Source organism: Microbacterium sp. KU4F, assembly GCF_056868075.1.
Window position 1 is genome coordinate 2,228,607 of sequence record NZ_CP200324.1, and the last position, 20,250, is coordinate 2,248,856.

Here is a 20,250-nt window from a genome sequence, read left to right on the forward strand (position 1 = left end):
CTTCCTTTACTCGTTCGCGGGGTCGGCGGTCAGCGGATGACCACGTCGTCGATGCGGACGGCGAGGTCTTCCTCGCGCGCCGCTCCCTGCCAGTCGCTGGGATGGAGGCAGGCCCAGGCGCCGCAACGCGTCGCTATCCGCAGGCTCTCGTCGGTCGACAGCCCGCGGGCGCGACCCGCGAGATAGCCCGCCGCGAAGGCGTCTCCGGCGCCGACCGTGTCGACAGGGCTGATGCGTTCGGCGGGCACCTGGTAGACGGTGCCGTCGATACCGGCGACGCATCCGCGACTGCCGAGCGTCACGATGACGTCCGCGGGCCCCGACCTCGCGATGAGGGGTGGCAGGTCGTTGAGCGCGGCGGAGCGCGCGGCGGGCGTCAGCATCCGCGCTTCCTCGTCACTCGCGAAGAGGATGTCCACGAAGGGGAGGAGTTCGTTGCAGACGCTGCGCGCCGTGCTCATGCTCCAGAGCTTCGCCCGATGGTTCACCGCGAACGAGACGACCACCCCCAGTGCCCGAGCGCGACGGACCGCCTCCATGACGGCCTCGCGCGCGCGGAGGGAGATGGCCAGCGTCACCCCGGTGACGTGGAGCATGTCGTACGCGGCGAGATCCACTCGATCGAGGTCCGCGACATCGAATCGGCTGCCCGCGCTGCCGGAGCGGTAGTAGTTGACGACGGTCGCGCCGGCGCGCGGCGTCGACTTCAGCATCAGACCGGTCGGGGCGGACTCGTCGGTGACGGCCACGACGTCCACGCCCTCGGAGCGCAGATCGGCCACGACCCGCCGGCCCAGCGCGTCATGGCCGACGCGTCCGAGCCAGGTCACCGGCACCCCCAGCCGCGAGAGCCCGATTGCGGTGTTGCCCTCCGCGCCTCCGGTGTCGACGGATGCGGTGGCGAGTCGCTCGAATCCCCCGAGAGCGTCTCCGCGGATGAGCCCCATGCTCTCGCCGAACGTCAGTACGCGCTTCGGCGTCGTCATGCGCTGCTCCTGGCCTCGTCGTGGAGTTCCCGGCACTTACGCGCCAGCTGCCGGATCGCGGCGAAGTCGCCCGCCGCGATCGCGGCCCGCGGCACCATCCAGCTGCCGCTGACGGCAAAGACCGTCGGGCGCTCGAGGTACGCGGCGGCGTTCTGCGCCGAGACGCCTCCGCTGGGCAGGATCCTCATGTCGGGGAAGGGGCCCGCCAGCGCATCCACGTAGGCGGGGCCGCCGAACGCGCCCGCCGGGAAGAGCTTCACGTGGGTGTGGCCGCCTTCTCGTGCGCGCTGCAGCTCGGTCGCCGTCGCGATGCCGGGAACGGCGGCGATTCCGCGTGCGCGTGCGCGGTCGTCGACGGCCAGTGAGGAGCCTGGTGAGACGAGGAAACCGGCCCCGGCATCGGCGACGGCGTCGACCTGCGTCGCGTCGAGCACGGTGCCCGCTCCCGCGAGGAAGCCCTCGACCCCTGCCGCCTCGCGCAGTGCGCCGAGGCCGGCGGGTGTGCGCAGCGTGAATTCCGCGCAACCGATGCCGCCGGCGAGCAGCGCCTCGGCCAGTGCGGCGCCGTGGTGCGCGTCGTCGAGCACGACGACCGGGACGATACCGATCCGCTCGAGCTCGGCCACCGCATCCATCGTCGTCATCGTCCGAGCCAGCCCCCGTCGACCGGCAGGGTGATGCCGTCGACGTAGTCCGAGGCGCGGGAGGCGAGGAACACCGTGGCGCCAGCGAGGTCGTCGGGCTGTCCCCAGCGGGCGGCGGGGATGCGCTCGAGGATCGCCGCCGAGCGGTCGGGGTCGTCGCGCAGCGCCTGCGTGTTGTCGGTCGCGATGTAGCCGGGGGCGATCGCGTTGACGTTGACGCCCTGCGCCGACCACTCGTTGGAGAGCGCCTTCGTGAGCCCGGCGATCCCGGACTTGGCGGCCGTGTACCCGGGCACGTTGATGCCGCCCTGGAAGCTCAGCAGCGACGCGGTGAAGATGATCTTGCCCCGCCCCCGGGCGAGCATCTGCCCGCCGATCGCCTGCGCGAGCGTGAAGGGCGCGGACAGGTTGATCTGCAGTACGCGATCCCAGGACGGGAGCGGATGCTGGGCGGCGGGCGCGCGTTCGATGGTGCCGGCGTTGTTGACGAGGATGTCGATGTGCCGGGCGGCGAGCGAGCGGGCGAGCGCGTCGACGGCGAGTGGGTCGGAGAAGTCGCACGCGATCCCCTCGAAGCCGCGGCCGAGCGCCGTGACCGCGCGCTCGATCTCACTACCCGACGATGCCTGCGACGCGCTCACGCCGATGATGTCGGCACCGGCCTCGGCGAGGGCGAGCGCCATGGCCGATCCGATGCCGCGGCGTGCGCCGGTGACGACGGCCGTGAGCCCGGTGAGGTCGAAGAGCCCGCTCACTGCGCGCCCGCCACATCCACGAGGATCTTCATCGCGCGACCGGACTCCAGCTCCGCGAACGCCGCGGGTGCTTCGTCGAGCGAGACGATGCGGGTGATGAGGCGATCGGCCGGGATGACGCCCGCGGCAATGAGCTCGACCGCGGTCTCGAAGTCGGTGCGCTGGTAGACGCGAGCCCCGAGGATGCGCAGCTCTCGCCAGAACACGCGCTGCAGGTCGAGCGGGCGGGGGGTGGGGTGGATGGCGACGACGACGAGCGTTCCGCGTACCTTCGCCAGGTCGGTCGCGCCCAGCACGGCCTGCGCCGCGCCGGACACCTCGAACACGACGTCGGCACCGGCCCCGCCGGTCCACTCGTCGACGACATCCTTTTGGTCGCGCTCGCGCGGGTCGAGGGTCGCGAATCCGAGATCGGCGATCTGCGCGCGCCTCTTCTCGTCGAGCTCGATGACGAGCACGTCGGCCCCGAAATGGCGAGCCACCGTGGCGATCAGCAGACCGATCGGACCACCGCCGATGACGACAGCGCGGTCGCCGGGCGCCAGCTCACTGCGTCGGACGTCGTGGACGGCGACGGCCACGGGCTCGATGAGGGCGGCGTGATCCAGCGGCGTGCCGGCGGGGATGCGCACGAGCGTGCGCTCGGGTACGTTCCACAGCTGCTGGAGCGATCCGGGGGAGTCGATGCCGATGAAGTCGAGGTTCTGGCAGATGTGCTGGTTGCCGGCGAGGCACGCAGGGCAGGTGCCGTCCCAGTCCAGCGGCATGACGGTGACGGCGTCGCCGACCTGCCAGTCGGTCACTCCCTCGCCGACGGCCGACACCGTTCCGCTCATCTCGTGTCCGAACACGAGCGGGGTGCGCACCCGCTGGTCCATGCTGCCGTGCACGATGTGCAGGTCGGTGCCGCACAGTCCGGTATAGGCGACCGCGATCTGCACGTCGCCCGCGGCGGGGGATGCGGCTGTGAGCTGCGTGGGGCTGACCTTGCCGTTGCCCTCGTACACGAGACCGTTCATGCGGTCGTCCTTTCCAGGTGGTGGCGGTAGAAGCGGGTGGCGGTGCCGGACAGGACGGCGGCGCGCTCGGCGGCGCCCCAGCCGTCGAGGATTTCGAGCAGTGCGCGGTGCACGCGCGCGTGGCCGCCGGCGCGCTCGGCGATGGGCCAGTCGCTGCCGTACATGAGGCGGTCGGCGCCGAACAGCTCGGCCGCATCCTCGATGAACGGTCTGATGTCGTCGACGTCCCAGGCGTGGGCGTCGCCCACGGGCGGATACAGTCCCGATACCTTGGCATGCACCAAGGGATGCGCGGCCGCTTCGGCGAGGAGCTTTCGCCAGGTCGCGCGGTCCGAAGGGCTGCCGCCGATCGGAGGCTTACCGAGGTGGTCGATGACGATCCGCAGCGTCGGGTGGCGCTCCAGGATGCCGGGGATCTCGCTCAGGGCGTCGGCCGAGCCGGTGACGAAGTCGAGGCTGAGACCCGCCTCGGCGAGTAGCGCCAGCGACGCGTTCTGCGCAGGCTGGGACAACCATCCGGGCTCGCGCTCGTGGATGAGGTTGCGCACGCCGACGAGCAGGGGATCCTCGGTGAAGACGGCGAGGCCCTCTTCGACGGCGTCCGGATCGTCGAGCGGCAACCATCCCACGATCGCGGCGACCCGGTCGGGATGCCGCGCGGCCTCGACACGCATGACGGCGGTGTCGTCGGCGTTGTCGGCGGCCTGGACGAGCACGACGCGGGCGACGCCCGCCCGGTCGAGATCCGCTGCGATGTCGTCGATCAGCAGCGTGCGATCGAGGGGATGCAGCTCCTCGGTGAGCCAGGGGTAGGGAGCGCGGCTCGGGTCCCAGACGTGCAGGTGGGCGTCGACGATCATGCGGACTCCAGTTCGTTCCAGGCGTCGTCGGAGATCGCGGTCTCGTACCGGTCGACGGTTCCGTTCACCTGAGCGGCCGTCCGCATCCCGACGACGACCGAGGCGACGGCGTCGTCGCGCAGCGGATACTGCACCGCCGCATCCGGGAGGGTGATGCCGTGGTGCTCCGCGATCGCCGCGAGACGCCGTGCGCGGGCCAGGACGTCCGCAGGGGCGGGGCCGTAGTCGTAGGTGGCATCGTCGCGGACGACCGCGTTGCTCAAGAGACCCGAGTTGTACACGGCGGCGGAGACGACCGAGACACCGCGCTCCTGCGCGAGCGGCAGCAGTCGCTCCTGCGCGGTGCGATCGAAGAGCGTGTGGCGACCTGCGACCATCACCACGTCGATGTCGCACTGCTCGATGAAGCGCACGAGCATCGCGGTCTGGTTCATCCCCGCGCCGATCGCGCTGACCACGCCCTGCTCGCGGAGCTCGATGAGGGCGTCGACGCCGGTCGTGGCGGCCTCATCCCCATGCTCGTCGGGGTCGTGGAGGTAGACGATGTCGATGCGGTCCAGCCCCAGGCGGTCCAGGCTCCCCTCGAGCGAGCGCAGGATGCCGTCGCGCGAGAAGTCCCATTCGCGGCGGTGCGTCGCGGGTGCGATGAAGCCGTTGTCGTCGTCGAGGATTCCGGCGGCGGCGCGCTCCGGGGTCGGGATCAGAGCGCGCCCGACCTTTGTGGAGACGACGAAGTCCTCGCGGCGGCGGCCCTGCAGCGCGACGCCGAGGCGCGTCTCGGAGAGGCCGACGCCGTAGTGCGGCGCGGTGTCGAAGTACCGGATGCCGCGGGCCCACGCGGTGTCGACCGCGCCGAATGCCTCGTCGTCGGTCGTCACGCGGTAGAGGTTGCCCAGTTGCGCCGCACCGAAGCCCACTTCGGATACGGTCAGCCCACCGATCGCCCGCTGATGCATGAAACCCCTTCGTTCGGGAATGATCATACATCTTATGTAGGACTGTGCGCATGGCGAATCGCGTCAGAGTGCGGGATGCCGGGTGCTTTCAGATCGCGGCGTGCGCCACCGCGTCGGCCGCCTTCATCCATTCCGCGGTCGAGGCGAGATCCGGTGTCGTGAAGACACCGGCGTCGCTACGAGCGGAGAGCCGTTCCGCCGCGAGGGCGGTGACGGCGGCCGTGGCGGATGACTGTCGTCGGCCGCTGGCGGCGAGCACGGCACGCGAGTTCACATCTCGCACCGAGACGAACCACGCGTCGCTACCCAGATGCGGTGCGCGGGTGATCAGCCCCCGCAACGACGGTGTGCGCCCCACGACACTCAACGCCCACGTGGACAATCGGCTGTCGACCGCGAGGTGGCTTCTGATGGTGATGCCGAGGCGTGAGCCCAGGAGGATGTCGTCCGGGAAGTCGGCGCGCAGATACCTTCTTCGCCCGCGCGGCCCCGGGAGTGCCGTCCAGCCGACGAGGTTCCGGGCGTTGTCGGACGCGCCGAAGACGCGCCTTCCGGCGAGGCCGGCGGTCCAGTCGATCGCGGCCCCACCGTGTCGGTCTCGCCCGCCAAGCATCACGGCCACATCGACGACACTGCCGGCAGCGGGGGCGAGCGCGGCCACCAGACTCGTGGTGAGCCCTGGTGCGAGTCCGATCCCGAGGGCGATCCGCGCGTCGGCGGGTGCGGTGCGAGACAGGTCGTTCAGATAGGAGCCGGTGGCGGAGATCTCGATGAGGCCCGCTCCGTTGAGAATCTCGGCCATCCGGGCGTCCTCGCGGCCGGATGCGTTCACGACGACGTCGTGTCGGGCGGTGGCCTGTTCGAGCGCGCGCCACCCGGCTTCGGTTCCGAGGTCGATGAATAGCGCGGATGGGTGGGGTCTTCGCGCCGCCACGGTGACCTCGTGTCCGCGCGAGCGGAGGATGCGTGCCGCCTCCGAGCCGACCGCCCCTGTGCCGCCGAGTACCAGCGCCCTCATGCCAGCGTGCCCGGCGTGAGCAAGGAAAGGCGTACGGCTCTCATCACAATCTCCAAACGTTCAGTTGGTAATGACCATAGGAGCGATGGCGCGAAACTGCAACTGATTGGTTGGAGATGGCGAGGGAACGCTCGATGCACGATCGGCACTCGCCTCGAGGGCTGACGGTCCCCGACGCTCTCCACACGGGATCGCGCCGAGCGCGGGACGCGGGTGCTCCCGGCTCGTGAGCCGAACCGCTTACGCGGAGCGCTGCGCTCGCCGGTCGAGGGTCAGCTGCATCGCCACGACCGCCAGCACCACGGCGGCGCCGGCCGCGGCCAACAGCAGGGGTCCGAGGATGTCGCCCGTCGGAGCGGTGGCGACGCCCGCCGCATCCTGCCAGGGCCAGAGAGCCCGGAGGGAGCCCAGCATGAGGCCGGTCATGATCGCGAGCATCGCCGCGTGGAAGCGGGCGAGCAGCATCCGCAGGATGTTGACGAACAGGCTGAGGCCGACGATGGCACCGATCGCGAAGGCGAGGATGTAGGGCACATTGCGCTCGTTCAGGGCGACGAGCGTCGTCTCGTAGAGGCCGAACACGAGCAGCAGGAAGGCACCTGACAGGCCGGGGAGCACGAGAGCGCAGACGGCGACGGATGCGGCGAGGGCGACGATCACGAGCGGCGGATCCTCGAGGGTTCCCGAGGGCAGGCCCGTCAGGACGAAGGCGGCGACCGCCGCGGCGAAGGCGACGACCGCGAGGCGCCAGGTCCAGTCGCGCCCCAGCATCCGGATCGGGATGAGCAGGGATGCGGCGATCATGCCGCCGAACACCGCGCGGGTCTCGGTCGGGAACTCCTGCACGAGCGGCGCGAGCAGTCGCGCGCCGAGCACGACCGCCAGCACCATCCCGATGAGCACCGGCGCGACGATCCGCCAGCGCACGGCGCGGAAGTGGGATGCGGCGCGCGCCAGGCCCTTGCGGCGGAAGACATCGGTCAGCGCGAGCGTGCCGCGCACCACGTGGCTGGCCGCTTCGATGAGCGTCGCGTAGACGCCCACGATCAGGGCGACCGTGCCGCCGCTGACCCCCGGAATCACCTCCACCGCGCCGATCAGCGTGCCGCGGATGAGATCCACGGCGGGTCGAAGGGGTGAACGTCGGTCGGCAAGGGTGTCGGCCATACCTCCCCACGCTACGTGACGCGTCTGCGAGGGGCTACTCGGGCAGGATGGAACCGCATCCCGAACGACGCGGTGAAAGGCGGACGGCCATGGCTGTCGATGAGACCGCGGCATACCCCGAGGAGCCCTGGTATCTCGGCGGTTCCCTCGATGTCTCCGTCTTTCTCGTTGCGGAGCATGAGCTTCCCGCGTTCGCGATGCCGGAGGGCCGTCGCCCGGTGATGGTCGGCCGCCGGCTCGTGGTGGGCGTCGCGTCGGTGCGGTACGTGCCCGGCGGGGTGCTGGCATACGACGAGCTGCTCGTCGCCATCCCCACCCTCGGTGCGGGCGGCGCGGCGGTGACGATCCCGCAGATCTGGGTGAACAGCGGCACCTCGCGCCGGGGCGGGCGGGAGCTGTGGGGGATCCCCAAGGAGCTCGCCGACTTCGCCCGGTCCGGCTCCGTGACGACGATGCGCGTCGACGGGAAGGACGTCGTGAGCGTGCGGGCGCGCCGAGGATCGCCGCTACTTCCGGGAATGCAGCAGGTTCCGTTGCCCGTGGTGCAGGTGCTCGACGGCGTGCGCACGCGATCGGTCAATCGCGTCATCTCGAAGGTGTCGGGTCTGCGGACCGCGTGGCGATTCGCCGCCGACGGGCCGCTCGGATACCTGCACGGTCGGCGACCGGTCATGAGCATCGCGCTGCACGACGGGTCGGTCGTGTTCGGCATGGATGTGCGGCGGAGCGCCGAGAGTGCGGATGCCGCGCATCCGGTCGATCGGGGTGTCGCCGTCGTTACCGGTGGCGCGCGGGGGATCGGCTATCAGGTGGCGCGGGACCTGGGTGCGGCGGGGTACACGGTCGTGATCGGCGATCTGGATGAGGGTGAGACGGTGGCCGCGGCGCAGAAGCTGGGCCGCGGTGCCGTCGGCCTCCGGCTGGACATCACCGACGCTGACCTGGTCTCCGCGGTGGTGGACCGCATCGAGTCGGAGGTCGGCCCGATCTCTGTGTGGGTGAACAACGCGGGCATCATGCCGACGGGGCGGTTCGCCGAGCAGGATGCGGATGTGGCGCAGAAGACGATCGACGTCGACTACTCGGCGCTCGTGCGCACCACATCCGCCGTGCTGCCGCGGATGATGGCGCGACACAGCGGCACGATCGTGAACCTCGCCAGTGCCACGGGGCTGAAGCCGCTCGCCGGCCTCGCCGTGTACTCGGGCGCGAAGGCCGCGGTGGTCGGGTTCAGCGACGCGCTACGGCGCGAGCTGCGCGGCACGGGTGTCGCCGTGCACGTCATCCTGCCGAACCTCGTCTCGACGCCGATGGGTGCGGGCATCACGCCGCCGAAGGTCTCGCCTGCCGTGACCCCTGAGCAGGTGAGCCGAGCGGTGGTCGACGTGATCGGCTCGTCGCGCTTCGCCGTCACGGTGCCGAGGGTGCTGAGCCCGGTGCTCCGCATCTCCCGGCTCCTGCCGACCGCGGTGCAGGACTGGCTGGACGACCTGATCGGCACCGACCGCATCGGCCTTGGCGGCGACCCCGAGGTGCGGGCCCGCTACCTCCGCGAGGTGGACCAGCGGTTGGGGTGAGGGGCGTGGGTCGGCTTGCGGGCGGCCACCTGCCAGCGTGACGAGTCTTGATAGAACGGGTCAAGCTTCGGTACTCGTGTAGCTGTCTGCTCGGGGTCATTCGTCGGCACCCCTTGCTTCCAGGCTGCCCATCGGCGCCAGACAGGACGCAAAAACGGCGTGACCATTCTGCCGGTGGTGTCTTCGATAAGCGGCCCGTAGACGATGCCCGACGTCGTCCGCGCAAATGGCTGGAGAAGGACGCGTGATCTGCCATCCGCAGCCAAGGCTTCGACAATCAGCGCTTCTTCCCTTCCACCGACGGGGTCTGCATCGAACATGTCCTCCGGCGGTGAAACCAGGTCCTCTTCCGGAATGCCCGAGAACGCCCCGCGCCTGTGGTTACCCTTGTACTGAGCGATCCATGTCTCGGAGGCAAAAACTGCCCCATCGAAAGGCCAAGCGCCGTGGCCCTCCACTGCTGCGGCGATCTTGAACTCGCGTGGCTCCTGTTTGCCGAAGACCACTCCGTTGACTCGGACTTCTTGCATTCCCTTGAAGAGCAGCAGCACTTGCGCCGAGTTTCCGTCCGCCTCCAGAAAGCGCTTGGACAGCTGCATTCGGAACTCCGCGTGCTGAATCACGTCGACGCCCATCTGGGGTGTAAGCCCGTAGCGCTGCTTACCCCGCTCGATCGCCGCGTCGTCCCGACCGAACACGGTGTACTCGTAGTTGAGCAGAGCCCCAGTCTTCGCATCGATCATTCCGGCGGGCAGCGGGTTCCCTCGCCCTAGACACGGGAGAGCTCCATCGATGTCTGAGTTCACACAGGCACGCCGAAACCGCGGAGCGTTGCAGGTCGTGATCCCGCTCGCATGATGAGCAAGTTTTACAAGCTTTGCAACTCCTGCATACATCTCTCTCAATGCCGCGACTAGTTCATAGTCCGGTAGTCGGTCGTCCACCCAGCGGCGCTGTATCCGTATCCACCCTTCGCGACCAGAGGGCTGACTGTGTATCGACTCAGCGAAGAGCCCGAGCACCTCGTCCACTGTCGTATCAGGCGGGACCGTTAGAACATCCTCCGCCTCTTGCAGCCGTGGCCCGTAGTACGTGATGATCGCTTGGCTCAGCGTACGGAGGTCTTCCTCTTTAACGATTCGGTTCCGCGAGTTGACTCCCCACGTCAGTACTGCGTTTCTTCTCGCATCGCTCTGCCAGCGGCCGTACCAATTGTCGAAGTCGCTCCATCTTGCCTTCCGCTTCTGAACGAGGAAACTCACTCCTCGCGACGTCTGAATCGCCGAGTTGAGATAGCGGCGAAACTCGTTCTCGTCAAGATAGTTCTCGACAGCGCGATGGATATCTTCGTGTAGATCCATGAGTCGGCGGTGAGCGTCCAGGCAGGGGCAGGCCTGCAATCCAGGAGGTGTCACTCGTTCACCATACCCAGACCGAGTCCATAGGTCTCCGCGCCAGAGTTCAAGCTGTAGGGGCGCGATGCCGTTTTGGCGCAATCGGATGCACTCGTCTGCAGGAGCCGCTAGCGTGATTCGTAAGAGTGGGGGTTTTTAATGGGGAGCCAACGGCTAACGGTCTTTTTGCTGACGACTGATGTCCTTGAGCCGGGCGCCGCGCTCGCAGCGGACGGAGAACGCTCGTACACGGAGCAGAACGTGTCCGCATCGGCAGGGTTCGAGGGAGTGTTTTACTCGAAGTACAACCGTCCGCGGTTCCCTGAATGGAAGAGCTTTGTCGGTCCTGTTCTGGAGTCGGATCTGGTCGTCAAAACAGCGTCTGCGTCTGGGCTGATGATCCTTAAAGCCGCAGGCCGCTACTTCGCTCTGAGCTTCGGATTCGGCCGGAATCTCCTTGATCCGTCGAAGGTCGAACGGCGATTCGGGCTGAAGGTTGCGCTCAATCGCATCGATGCACAGCAGATCCGAAGCCTTGACACCAAGACCTTCGAGGACATGGTGGTCTCCAAATCCACGCAGACGAGTAAGAACGCAGAGTTGTCCAACTTCGGTGTCGACGCCGCGCGAGACCTGCTTCGCGCTGTCACGGGGAAACCGTCCGATCCGTCCCTCGGTCGAACAGTCACGGGGTCAGATGCCTTGGTTTTCACCACGAAGCTGCCCGCGCGGGAACTGCCGACCCTACTTGAGGGTTTGCTTCGCGCATACGAGGAAGACGCGTACCAGGAACGCTTTGGGTGGATTGACCACCTCTCTGAGGTGAAGGATCCCCAGGAGGTCATGTGGCTTGATACGAACCTCGTCACTCAGCTCCGCGCCGGGGAAACGACGCAAACGCACCTAGCGATGCCCGAGAACCTTGGATGGGACGAGATCTTCGGGTTCAAGATCAGTGGTGCCCGAGGGCGAGTCTTTGAAGATCTTGACCTCGATGAGTATCTTGCCGAGTTGGGCGACGCGCGTTCAGAACTCACCATCCACGACCTCAAACAGAGGAAGGTTCACGTTGGGTGGGCGCGGAATGGAAACTTCGAGGCTCGCTGGAGCATCTACCGCTCGCTGGTATCTGAACAGCAACACGACGGCAAGCTCTTCGCCCTGATTGAAGGTGGATGGTTCGAAGTCGCCCCGACGCTCGTTGACGAGGTCGATTCCTACTTGAGGTCTCTCCCGGAAGCGCGTACATCACTGCCCCCTGCATGGAAGAACGAGAGTGAGGCCGACTACAACGCACGGGTGCAACGCCTCTCCAGCGATCTGCTCCTGCTCGACCGGCAACTCGCCCGGGCCGAAGGTGCCACCTCGTACATCGAGTTCTGTGACCTATTGTCATCGGACGCTGAGTTAATACATGTCAAGCGGAAGTCTCGGTCAGCGACGCTTAGCCATCTTTTCGCGCAGGGCAATATCTCCGCATTGACACTCATCGGCGACGGCGCGTTCCGTAGCGATGTCCGAGCTCGGCTCAGTAGTCTCACCGGCACGGACGCCGGGCGGTGGCTGGACCTAGTTCCTGATGCTGAATCGATCGTCGAGAGGGGTCGCTACACCGTCCACTTCGCCGTGATCACTAACTCGCGAGGTTCCGGTAGCGGCTGGCTCCCGTTCTTCAGCAAGCTGAACCTGATGCAGACCGCGCGTCAGATACGCAGCCTTGGCCCTGCTGTCGTGGTTTCCCGCGTGTCTGTCGAGGAGAGTGCCGAATCATAGGCTCACGATCGGTCTACGTGATGGCGGTCTGGGCGTTGCGGGGCGTGCAGCCGCTCCGCGCGCGGAGCCTCTGGCGGCGTGGGCCGACCCAAGGGTTCGATTCACTCTGCCGTTAGATGGAAGTAGCGGCCCGGACGAGCCGGACCGCCATTTCCATCAGAGGGGCTGACGGTCCCCAACGCTTCTCCACGTCCCGCTACGCGGGCCGCGGAGCCTCTGCGTCGTGGGCCCAATCGAATACGCAGGCTTCGCCTGCTTTCGATTCCCGGCGGCGCTGGATACGACAGAAGGCCCGGACGAGTCGGGCCTTCTGTCGTATTGAGGGGCTGACGGGAATCGTCCCCACCGCCTTCTCCACACGCGGCTGCGCCGCGCGCGGAGCCTCTGGCGGCGTGGGCCCACCCAAGGGTTCGATTCACTCTGCCACACGAGGGGCTGACGGCCCCCGACGCCACTCCACGTCCCGCTGCGCGGGCCGCGGAGCCTTCGCGTCGTGGGCCCAATCGAATACGCGGGCTGCGCCCGCTTTCGATTCCCGCGGCAAACACGAAAACAGAGAGAGCCCGGACAAGCCGGGCTCTCTCTGTTTTGGAGGGGCTGACGGGAATCGAACCCGCGCTGTCTGCTTGGGAAGCAGAAGTTCTGCCATTGAACTACAGCCCCGGGGGTACGCGGCCAGCATAGCAAAGGGCATTGCTCGCTAGGCTGGGCGCGTGCTGCTCTCGGATCGCGACATCAAGCAGGAACTCGCCGACGGACGCATCGGGCTGGAGCCCTCCGATCCTCAGATGGTGCAGCCCTCCAGCGTCGACGTGCGCCTCGACAGGTACTTCCGCCTGTTCGACAACCACAAGTACCCCTTCATCGACCCGGCGGAGGATCAGCCCGAGCTCACCCGGCTGATCGAGGTTCGTCCCGACGAGCCCTTCATCCTGCATCCGGGCGAGTTCGCGCTCGGCGCCACCTTCGAGCGCGTCACCCTGCCCGACGACGTCGCCGCCCGCCTCGAGGGCAAGTCGTCGCTCGGCCGCCTCGGCCTGCTGACCCACTCCACGGCCGGCTTCATCGACCCCGGCTTCACCGGGCACGTGACCCTCGAGCTGTCCAACGTCGCGACGCTGCCGATCAAGCTCTGGCCGGGCATGAAGATCGGCCAGCTCTGCTTCTTCCGTCTCAGCTCGCCCGCCGAGAACGCCTACGGCTCCGGCCCCTACGGCAACCGCTACCAGGGCCAGCGCGGACCCACCGCATCCCGCTCCTCGCGCAACTTCCACGTCACCGACGTGGGCATCACGGATGCGGGAGCCGCCGGCAGCTGACCCGGCTCAGCCCCGCGCGCGGTCGCGGCCAAGCGTCGCCGCCATCCGCACTGCCTGCCGCAGCGTGAGCTGAGGCAGGTAGCACCGCACGAGAGCCAGACCCGTCGCCGGCAGCGCCGCCGAATCGGCGACAACGAGCCACACGGGCGAGAAGTCGGGCTGGAACTTGCGCTTGAAGCTGTGCAGCGAGCGGAACCCGTACCCGGGCTCCAGCAGCGACCCCGCGAGGTCGAGCATGCGCTGCACCGCATCCGACTCCGCTCCAGCCTCCGCCGTGTACGCCAGGGGCGCGCCCGACAGGCTGAGCGTCTGCAGCCCCTCCTCCTTCAGCTGCACGACCACCGCGCCGATCACGAACTCCATCACGCCGTTGAACGCCTCGTGCCGCCGCCGCATCACATCGAGCACATAACCGCGGAGACCGTCGGGTCCGTACAACGGCAGCCAGCTCGTGATCGCCTCGATACGGCCGTCCTCGGCAATGGCGAGCATCAGCCGCACATCCGGATCGTCGACCTGATCGAGCCCGCCGAGCGTGAACTCCATCTCCGGGAGCTCCTTGTCGGCCAGCCACGACTCCGACAGCGTGCGCAGCTGCAGGTGCTGCGCGATGGACAGATCCGCCCACCGTGTCCACACCGCGGTCACGCCCTCGCGCGCCGCCTTGTTCGTCGCCGTGCGGATGTCCTGCCGCTTCTTACCCGCGGGCGTCCACTCCTGCGCGTCGAGCAGCGCCTCCTCGGCGATCCGCAGCCGGTACCAGCCCCGCGACGCGAGCTCGGCGCTCGGTGCGTCGCTCACGCTGTAGAACACCGGCCGCCATCCGTTGTCGCCGCAGAACGCCGCGAACTGCTCGAACACCCGCACGTCCGCGAACGCCGGACCGAACGGGCCGCCCACCGTCACGGCGACGTTGTGGTGCACCTGATACGCGATCGCCGCGGTGCCATCGGGCGAGAACCAGTAGGAGTTGCCGGGCCAGGTCGACATGAAGCTGAACGAGTCGCCACCGCCCGCGCGCAGCAGCTCGCGCGCGCGGATGCGGTCGTCCCGGTCGCCCACCGCCGCCGGCGCGAAGATCAGGTACGCCGTCGCGAGCACCGCGCCCGCCCAGAAGATCGCGGGCGGCAGGTACCAGAAGATGCGCGCCTCGAACGTCTCCGGCACGAACGTCACCACATCGGGCGGCAGCAGCGTGGGCGGGATGAAGCGCAGCGGCAGAGCGAGCAGGATGTCGCCCAGGTCGATCACCGGGTCATGGCCCTGGCGGGTGAGCACCTGTCCCGCGGTCGCGACGAGCGCGGTGAGCAGTGTCGCGGTTCCCAGCACCACGAGGTAACGCCGCCGCGCCGCGGGGCTCGACGTCACGCGGAGGTGCCGGCGCAGCACCAGCAGCGCGATCGTCGTGCCGAGTGGTGCGATGGCGGCCAGCAGCGCGCCCGAGATCGTCTGCCAGACGTACGTCTCCGCATCCGTCCCCTGATACGCGGCGATGTCGGCGACCGTCGCGGGCTGCAGCGTGATCCACTGCACGAGGATCCAGCCGAACACCGCCGCGTTGAGCACGACCGCGATCCACAGTGCAGCGCGCCGGCCACGGAGGATGCCCCAGGCCGCGATCAGCGCGATGATCATCGGCAGCAGCGCGATCCAGCCCGCCGCCGGGAACACCTCGGCCGCCGTCGTGTACTCGGAGGGGCAGTCGACCGCGGAGCCGAACGCGCACGTCGTGCCGTCGACCACGACGACGGGGTCGATGCTCAGGAATCCGTAGAACGACAGCAGGCCGGTGCCCGATCCGAACCACGTCGCGATGACGGGTCCGATGCCGCCCACCGCAACGAGGGACGCGAGCAGCACGCGGATCTCGTGGTGCGAGCTGCGTACGACGAGAGTCCGCGCCCGCCGGCCGCCGAGGAGGAAGCCCACGCCGAGTCCGACCGGCAGCGCCACGAGGATGAAGAGGCTGTCCGCGTCGCCGCGGTAGAGGAAGAGCACGCACACGGCGAGAAGGGATGCGAGGCGCACCCGCCGTCGCCAGAGCGCACCGATGAAGCAGCTGGCCGCCATCGCCGTGCACACGATCGCGGCGAGCGGAGTCAGCGTGAAGAAGAAGACGTCGTTGAGCGGCAGGAACGCGAGGAAGCGCTCCTCGAGCAGCCCCACCGCGATCGACACCGAGGTGACGAGCAGGCCGCCGGCGACGTACGCGATCGCCGCGCGCGCCGTGCCCATGACCCGCTCCGCCTGGCCCGCCACGATTGCTGCGAGAGCCAGCGTCGTGAGCAGCTCCGGGACGGAGCCCGTGACGAACATGGGGGTGATGGCCGACCACCAGCGGAAGTCGTCGAACGAGTCGTTCCACGGTGGAAGCAGCCCGGTGTCCGCATCCGGGGGCGAGGTGATGACGATCTGCGCGACGCTCGTCACCAGCATCACGAGAAGCAACGCGGTCGTGAACGGATGTCGCCGCAGCCGCGCGGTCACCAGCGCGCCGCCGCGCCGCATCCTGCTCAGAGGCGATTCCGAGACGGATGCGGGTGGAGCTATGGACATGGCGTCATTGTTGCAGGACGACCTTTCGACCTCCTTCGCGCCACGGCGCGGGTCAGAGCCCTAACCTGGAGCGAGAACGCCACCACGGGGCCGGGAGACGACACGATGACGGTGCAGGAAGTGATCTCGGAGTACGACGTGCTGGGAAGCCCTCCTGACGCGCTGCGCTCGGTCGTGGAACTCGCCGCCTTCGTCGCCGAGGTCCCGATGGCGACGATCAACATCATCACCGACGACGCGCAGCATCAGCTCGCCGCCGTCGGGTTCGACGCGGCCATCTGCCGCCGCGAGGACTCGATGTGCGCCCTGAATCTGCACCTCGGTCAGCCCATCGCCGTCGAGGACGCGAGCAAAGACCCGCGGTACCGGTCGAACCCGTTCGTCACGGGCGACCTCGGCGACGTCCGCTTCTACGCCAACCACCCGCTCGTGCTCGCGGGGGAGACCATCGGCACGCTGTGCGTGTTCGACACCGTGCCGCGCGAGATCGACGAGCACCGAACGGCGCTGCTGGCGGTGCTCGCCGCACGGATCGTCGACATCCTCGAGCTCGAGCGCCGCACCCGCTACCTCCACACGGTGCTGCAGCGCGCGGAGGAGCTGCGCGACGAACTGCGCCGGTCGAACGACCACCTCTCCGCCTTCGCCGGACAGATCAGTCACGACCTCGCCGGCCCTCTCACCTCCGTCACCATGTCGCTGCACCTGCTGCAGGAGCAGTTCGAGGAGCAGCTGCAGGTTCCGCCGTCTGTGGAAAGCTGGGTCGCCACGGGTATCCGCGGCACATCCCGGATGCAGGAGATGATCCGCGACATCCTCGCCTTCGCGCGTCTCGGCGGGGTGCTGAACCTCGCCCCGACCGACCTCGGCGCTCTGGGACAAGAGGTGCGTGCCGACCTCGGCGTCGCCGACGACGACCCCCGCATCACGATCGGAGAGCTGCCCGTGGTGTCCGGCGATGCCACCCAGTTGCGGGCGGTGCTGCAGAACCTCGTCTCCAACGCCCTGAAGTTCGGCGGCCCCGATCCTCGGCTCGAGCTGCGCTCGCAGCCCACGCCGGAGGGATGGCGCATCGAGGTGGGCGATCGCGGCCCCGGCATCGACCCCGCCGACGTCGAGCGCGTCTTCGACCCCCTCGTCCGCGCGAACACGGAGGTCGAGGGCACCGGAATCGGCCTCTCCACCTGCCGTCGCATCGTGCAGGCTCACGGCGGGTCGATCGGCATCCAGCCGCGCGAAGGCGGCGGCACGACCGCGTGGTTCGAGCTGCCCGCATCCCGCGACTGACGCGCCCTTTACCCCGCGGTGTCACCCGGCACAAGAGGTGAGGGGGTGTCTCGCGCCCGTTGTTTACGGTGAGGTGGTGAGCACCGCACCCGAATCGGCCACCGCCTCCGCAGCTTCGCCCAGCAGGGGAATCGCTCGATGGGTCTTCTGGCCCGCCGCATCCGTGGTGCTCGTCGCCGCCGCGTTCGCGATCATCTTCCCGGATGCCGCGGAGGTGTTCTTCGGCACCATCCAGACCGGCATCGTGAACACCTTCAACTGGTATTACGTGCTGATCGCAGCGTTCTTCGTGGCCTTCGCCCTGTTCATGGGTTTCAGCCGTTTCGGCGACATCAAGCTCGGCAAGGACACCGACGAGCCGGAGTTCTCGCTCGGCGCATGGTTCTCGCTGCTGTTCGCGGCGGGAATGGGCATCGGCCTCGTGTTCTACGGGGTCAGCGAGCCGCTCAGCCACTACGTCGACCCCCGTCCCGGTGTCACAGGGACGCCGGAGCAGCTCGCCCAGAGCGCGCTCACCCAGACCTACCTGCACTGGGGCGTGCAGGCCTGGGCGATCTACGTCGTCGTCGGACTCGCCCTCGCCTACGCGATCCACCGGCGCGGGCGGCCCATCTCGATCCGCTGGGCGCTCGAGCCCCTGCTCGGGCGCCGCGTGCGCGGCGGGTGGGGCAACGCCATCGACGCGATCGCGCTGTGCGGCACGATCTTCGGCGTCGCCACCTCGCTCGGACTCGGCGTGCTGCAGATCGGCTCCGGGCTGCAGGCGGCGGGCCTGCCCGAACCCGACACCCTGATGAACGTGTTGATCATCGGCGTGATCACCGTCTTCGTGCTCTTCTCGGTGCTGTCCGGCGTCGCCAAGGGTATGAAGTGGCTCTCGAGCGCGAACCTCATCCTCGCCGCGGTACTGCTCGTGTTCGTCCTGGTCTTCGGGCAGACCGAGTACCTGCTGCGTGAGTGGGTGCAGTCGATCGGCGCGTACCTGCAGAACTACGTCGGCCTCAGCTTCACCGTCAGTGCCTTCCAGGGCACCGCGGGCGAGGAGTGGCAGGCGGCGTGGACCTCGTTCTACTGGGGGTGGTGGATCGCCTGGGCCCCGTTCGTCGGCGTCTTCATCGCGCGCGTCAGCCGCGGCCGCACGGTGCGCCAGTTCGTCATGGGCGTGCTGCTGGTGCCCACCCTCGTCGGCATCCTGTGGTTCGCCGTGCTCGGCGGTTCGGGGCTGTACCAGGAGCTGCACAACCCCGGCTCGATGCTCACCGACGGCGAGGTCGACCTGCAGGGCGCGCTCTTCCGGCTGTTCGAGTCCCTGCCCGGCACTCCCGTGCTCACGATCGGCGCGATCGTGCTGATCGCGATCTTCTTCGTGACCTCGGCCGACTCGGGGGCCCTGGTCATGGCGATGCTCGCGACGGGCGGCAACCCGGAGCCCAAGCGGTGGGTGCGCGTGTTCTTCACCCTCGCCACCGCCGTCCTCGCCATCGCCCTGCTGATCGCCGGCGGCCTCACGGCTCTCCAATCAGCCGCCATCCTCATCGCACTTCCGTTCAGCGTCGTGATGCTGCTCATGTGCTGGGCCACGATCGTCGCCTTCCAGCGCGAGCGGCGGGTGTACGACCGCGTTCAGCGCGCGCAGTTGCTCGAGCAGATCGGCGACCACTACGGCCTCGAGGTCGAGCAGGAGAACGAGGGCGGGCTGCGCATGCCCGCGTGGATGCGGCGAGACCGCACTAACGTGAAGGAGTGACAGAGCTCTCGTACCGCTCCGCCCGTCTCGCGGACGTCCCCGCCGAAACGCTGTACCGGATGATGTGGCTGCGGGTCACGGTCTTCGTGGTCGAGCAGGCCGCCGCGTACCCGGAGCTCGACGGGCGAGACGTCGAGCCGGATGCGGAGCTGTTCTGGGCCGAGGATGAGGGCGAGGTCGTCGCGACCCTGCGCCTGTTGCACGATGCCGGCACGGGGCATGCGCGGATCGGTCGCGTGGCGACGGCCCAAGCCGCCCGGGGTCGCGGCGTCGCCGCCGAGCTCATGACCCGCGCCGTTCTGCGGGCGGGGGAGCGCTGGCCCGGCGCGGCGATCGTGCTCGACGCGCAGGAGCACCTCGCGCCCTGGTACGCGCGCTTCGGTTTCGTCGTCGACGGCGAGCGCTTCCACGAGGACGGCATCCCCCACGTGCCGATGCGGCGAATCGCCGGCTGAGCGGGAATGCGCCGCATCCGTCCGCGTTCTCCTTCACCATGACACGCGTCGGAATCATCGGAGCAGGACACATCGGATCGGCCCTCGCGAAGGGCCTCATCGACCGAGGATACGAGGTGTCGATCGCCAACTCGCGCGGTCCGGAGACGCTGGCAGACCTCGTCGCCGAGCTCGGCCCGAACGCGCATGCCGCCACGGCAGCGGATGCGGCCGCCTTCGGCGAGTGGGCCGTCGTCACCGTCCCGCTGAAGGCCATCGACCACCTGCCGGTGGCGGAGCTCGCGGGCAAGATCGTCGTCGACACGAACAACTACTACTGGGAGCGGGACGGCCGCATCCAGGTGCTCGAGGACAAGCAGACCACGACGAGCGAGATGCTGCAGGAGCGACTGCCCGCATCCACCGTGGTGAAGGGCTTCAACCACATCATGGCCGCACAGATCAACACCGACGGCACCTCCGCGGGAACCGAGAACCGCCGAGCGCTGGCGACGGCGGCCGACACCGACGAGGGCCTCGCCTTCATCACGGCCCTCTACGACGAGTTCGGCTACGACACGGTCTCGACCGGTCCGCTGGCCGAGAGCTGGCGCGTCGAGCGCGACCAGCCCGCCTACGTCGTGCGCCAGAACGCCGACGAGCTGCGCGCCAACCTGGCCCGCGCCACGCGCTGACCCGCATCCCTCACCGGGCCGCGCCGCGGCCGCGCCCCATCCGATACGCGCCGCACCCTCCGC

General features: G+C 68.5%; 17 protein-coding genes and 1 tRNA gene. 7 read left to right on the forward strand and 11 right to left on the reverse strand.

Features of this window, described 5'->3' with window-relative positions; genetic code table 11:
• Positions 1-29: 29 nt before the first annotated feature.
• The 8 genes from AC1VNH_RS11395 to AC1VNH_RS11430 form a co-directional block, all read right to left on the reverse strand.
• Positions 30-986 carry a sugar kinase gene (locus AC1VNH_RS11395; protein ID WP_483111481.1) on the reverse strand — a complete coding sequence of 319 codons (957 nt, stop codon included), beginning with the start codon at positions 984-986 and terminating at the stop codon, positions 30-32.
• Positions 983-1,630: a bifunctional 4-hydroxy-2-oxoglutarate aldolase/2-dehydro-3-deoxy-phosphogluconate aldolase gene (locus AC1VNH_RS11400; RefSeq protein WP_483111482.1), complete on the reverse strand. Its 648-nt coding sequence runs from the start codon at positions 1,628-1,630 to the stop codon at positions 983-985. Before AC1VNH_RS11400 ends, AC1VNH_RS11395 begins: the two co-directional genes overlap by 4 nt.
• Positions 1,627-2,385: an SDR family oxidoreductase gene (locus tag AC1VNH_RS11405; protein ID WP_483111483.1), complete on the reverse strand. Its 759-nt coding sequence runs from the start codon at positions 2,383-2,385 to the stop codon at positions 1,627-1,629. Before AC1VNH_RS11405 ends, AC1VNH_RS11400 begins: the two co-directional genes overlap by 4 nt.
• Positions 2,382-3,404: a zinc-dependent alcohol dehydrogenase gene (locus AC1VNH_RS11410; protein WP_483111484.1), complete on the reverse strand. Its 1,023-nt coding sequence runs from the start codon at positions 3,402-3,404 to the stop codon at positions 2,382-2,384. The genes AC1VNH_RS11405 and AC1VNH_RS11410 overlap by 4 nt, the downstream gene beginning before the upstream one ends.
• The gene (locus AC1VNH_RS11415) at positions 3,401-4,264 is read right to left on the reverse strand and encodes an amidohydrolase family protein (RefSeq protein WP_483111485.1); all 864 of its coding nucleotides are present in this window, start codon (positions 4,262-4,264) and stop codon (positions 3,401-3,403) included. Before AC1VNH_RS11415 ends, AC1VNH_RS11410 begins: the two co-directional genes overlap by 4 nt.
• Positions 4,261-5,220 (reverse strand): aldo/keto reductase, encoded by a 960-nt coding sequence (locus AC1VNH_RS11420; RefSeq protein WP_483111486.1) that lies wholly within the window; start codon positions 5,218-5,220, stop codon positions 4,261-4,263. Before AC1VNH_RS11420 ends, AC1VNH_RS11415 begins: the two co-directional genes overlap by 4 nt.
• 88 nt (positions 5,221-5,308) lie before the next feature.
• Positions 5,309-6,238: an NAD-dependent epimerase/dehydratase family protein gene (locus AC1VNH_RS11425; RefSeq protein ID WP_483111487.1), complete on the reverse strand. Its 930-nt coding sequence runs from the start codon at positions 6,236-6,238 to the stop codon at positions 5,309-5,311.
• 240 nt (positions 6,239-6,478) lie between these two features.
• Positions 6,479-7,405 carry a DUF368 domain-containing protein gene (locus AC1VNH_RS11430; RefSeq protein ID WP_483111488.1) on the reverse strand — a complete coding sequence of 309 codons (927 nt, stop codon included), beginning with the start codon at positions 7,403-7,405 and terminating at the stop codon, positions 6,479-6,481.
• Positions 7,406-7,494: 89 nt separating this feature from the next.
• Here AC1VNH_RS11430 and AC1VNH_RS11435 point away from each other — a divergent pair, with 89 nt between their 5' ends.
• Positions 7,495-8,982, forward strand: a complete 1,488-nt coding sequence (locus AC1VNH_RS11435) for an SDR family NAD(P)-dependent oxidoreductase (protein WP_483111489.1) — start codon at positions 7,495-7,497, stop codon at positions 8,980-8,982.
• Here the strand turns inward: AC1VNH_RS11435 and AC1VNH_RS11440 are convergent.
• Positions 8,949-10,343, reverse strand: coding sequence for a hypothetical protein (locus tag AC1VNH_RS11440; RefSeq protein ID WP_483111490.1), 1,395 nt, complete (start codon positions 10,341-10,343; stop codon positions 8,949-8,951). The two genes, AC1VNH_RS11435 and AC1VNH_RS11440, sit on opposite strands and share 34 nt — an antisense overlap.
• Before the next feature lie 192 nt (positions 10,344-10,535).
• On the opposite strand from AC1VNH_RS11440, the gene AC1VNH_RS11445 reads away from it, so the two are divergent.
• Positions 10,536-12,149 carry a DUF6119 family protein gene (locus AC1VNH_RS11445; protein ID WP_483111491.1) on the forward strand — a complete coding sequence of 538 codons (1,614 nt, stop codon included), beginning with the start codon at positions 10,536-10,538 and terminating at the stop codon, positions 12,147-12,149.
• A 589-nt stretch (positions 12,150-12,738) separates the two neighbouring features.
• On the opposite strand, the gene AC1VNH_RS11450 is transcribed toward AC1VNH_RS11445, so the two are convergent.
• A tRNA-Gly gene (locus tag AC1VNH_RS11450) sits at positions 12,739-12,812 on the reverse strand.
• Between the two features lie 50 nt (positions 12,813-12,862).
• Here AC1VNH_RS11450 and dcd point away from each other — a divergent pair.
• The gene (gene dcd, locus AC1VNH_RS11455; RefSeq protein ID WP_137418612.1) at positions 12,863-13,468 is read left to right on the forward strand and encodes a dCTP deaminase; all 606 of its coding nucleotides are present in this window, start codon (positions 12,863-12,865) and stop codon (positions 13,466-13,468) included.
• A gap of 6 nt (positions 13,469-13,474) precedes the next feature.
• On the opposite strand, the gene AC1VNH_RS11460 is transcribed toward dcd, so the two are convergent.
• Entirely contained in the window at positions 13,475-16,024 is a 2,550-nt protein-coding gene (locus AC1VNH_RS11460) for a rhomboid family intramembrane serine protease (protein ID WP_483111492.1), read from the reverse strand.
• Between the two features lie 105 nt (positions 16,025-16,129).
• Here AC1VNH_RS11460 and AC1VNH_RS11465 point away from each other — a divergent pair, with 105 nt between their 5' ends.
• The 4 genes from AC1VNH_RS11465 (at position 16,130) to AC1VNH_RS11480 (ending at position 20,187) form a co-directional block, all read left to right on the forward strand.
• Positions 16,130-17,311, forward strand: a complete 1,182-nt coding sequence (locus AC1VNH_RS11465; RefSeq protein WP_483111493.1) for a sensor histidine kinase — start codon at positions 16,130-16,132, stop codon at positions 17,309-17,311.
• Between the two features lie 73 nt (positions 17,312-17,384).
• Positions 17,385-19,058 carry a BCCT family transporter gene (locus AC1VNH_RS11470; protein WP_483111494.1) on the forward strand — a complete coding sequence of 558 codons (1,674 nt, stop codon included), beginning with the start codon at positions 17,385-17,387 and terminating at the stop codon, positions 19,056-19,058.
• The gene (locus tag AC1VNH_RS11475) at positions 19,055-19,513 is read left to right on the forward strand and encodes a GNAT family N-acetyltransferase (protein ID WP_483111495.1); all 459 of its coding nucleotides are present in this window, start codon (positions 19,055-19,057) and stop codon (positions 19,511-19,513) included. Before AC1VNH_RS11470 ends, AC1VNH_RS11475 begins: the two co-directional genes overlap by 4 nt.
• Before the next feature lie 38 nt (positions 19,514-19,551).
• Positions 19,552-20,187 carry an NADPH-dependent F420 reductase gene (locus AC1VNH_RS11480; protein WP_483111496.1) on the forward strand — a complete coding sequence of 212 codons (636 nt, stop codon included), beginning with the start codon at positions 19,552-19,554 and terminating at the stop codon, positions 20,185-20,187.
• Positions 20,188-20,250 lie beyond the last annotated feature (63 nt).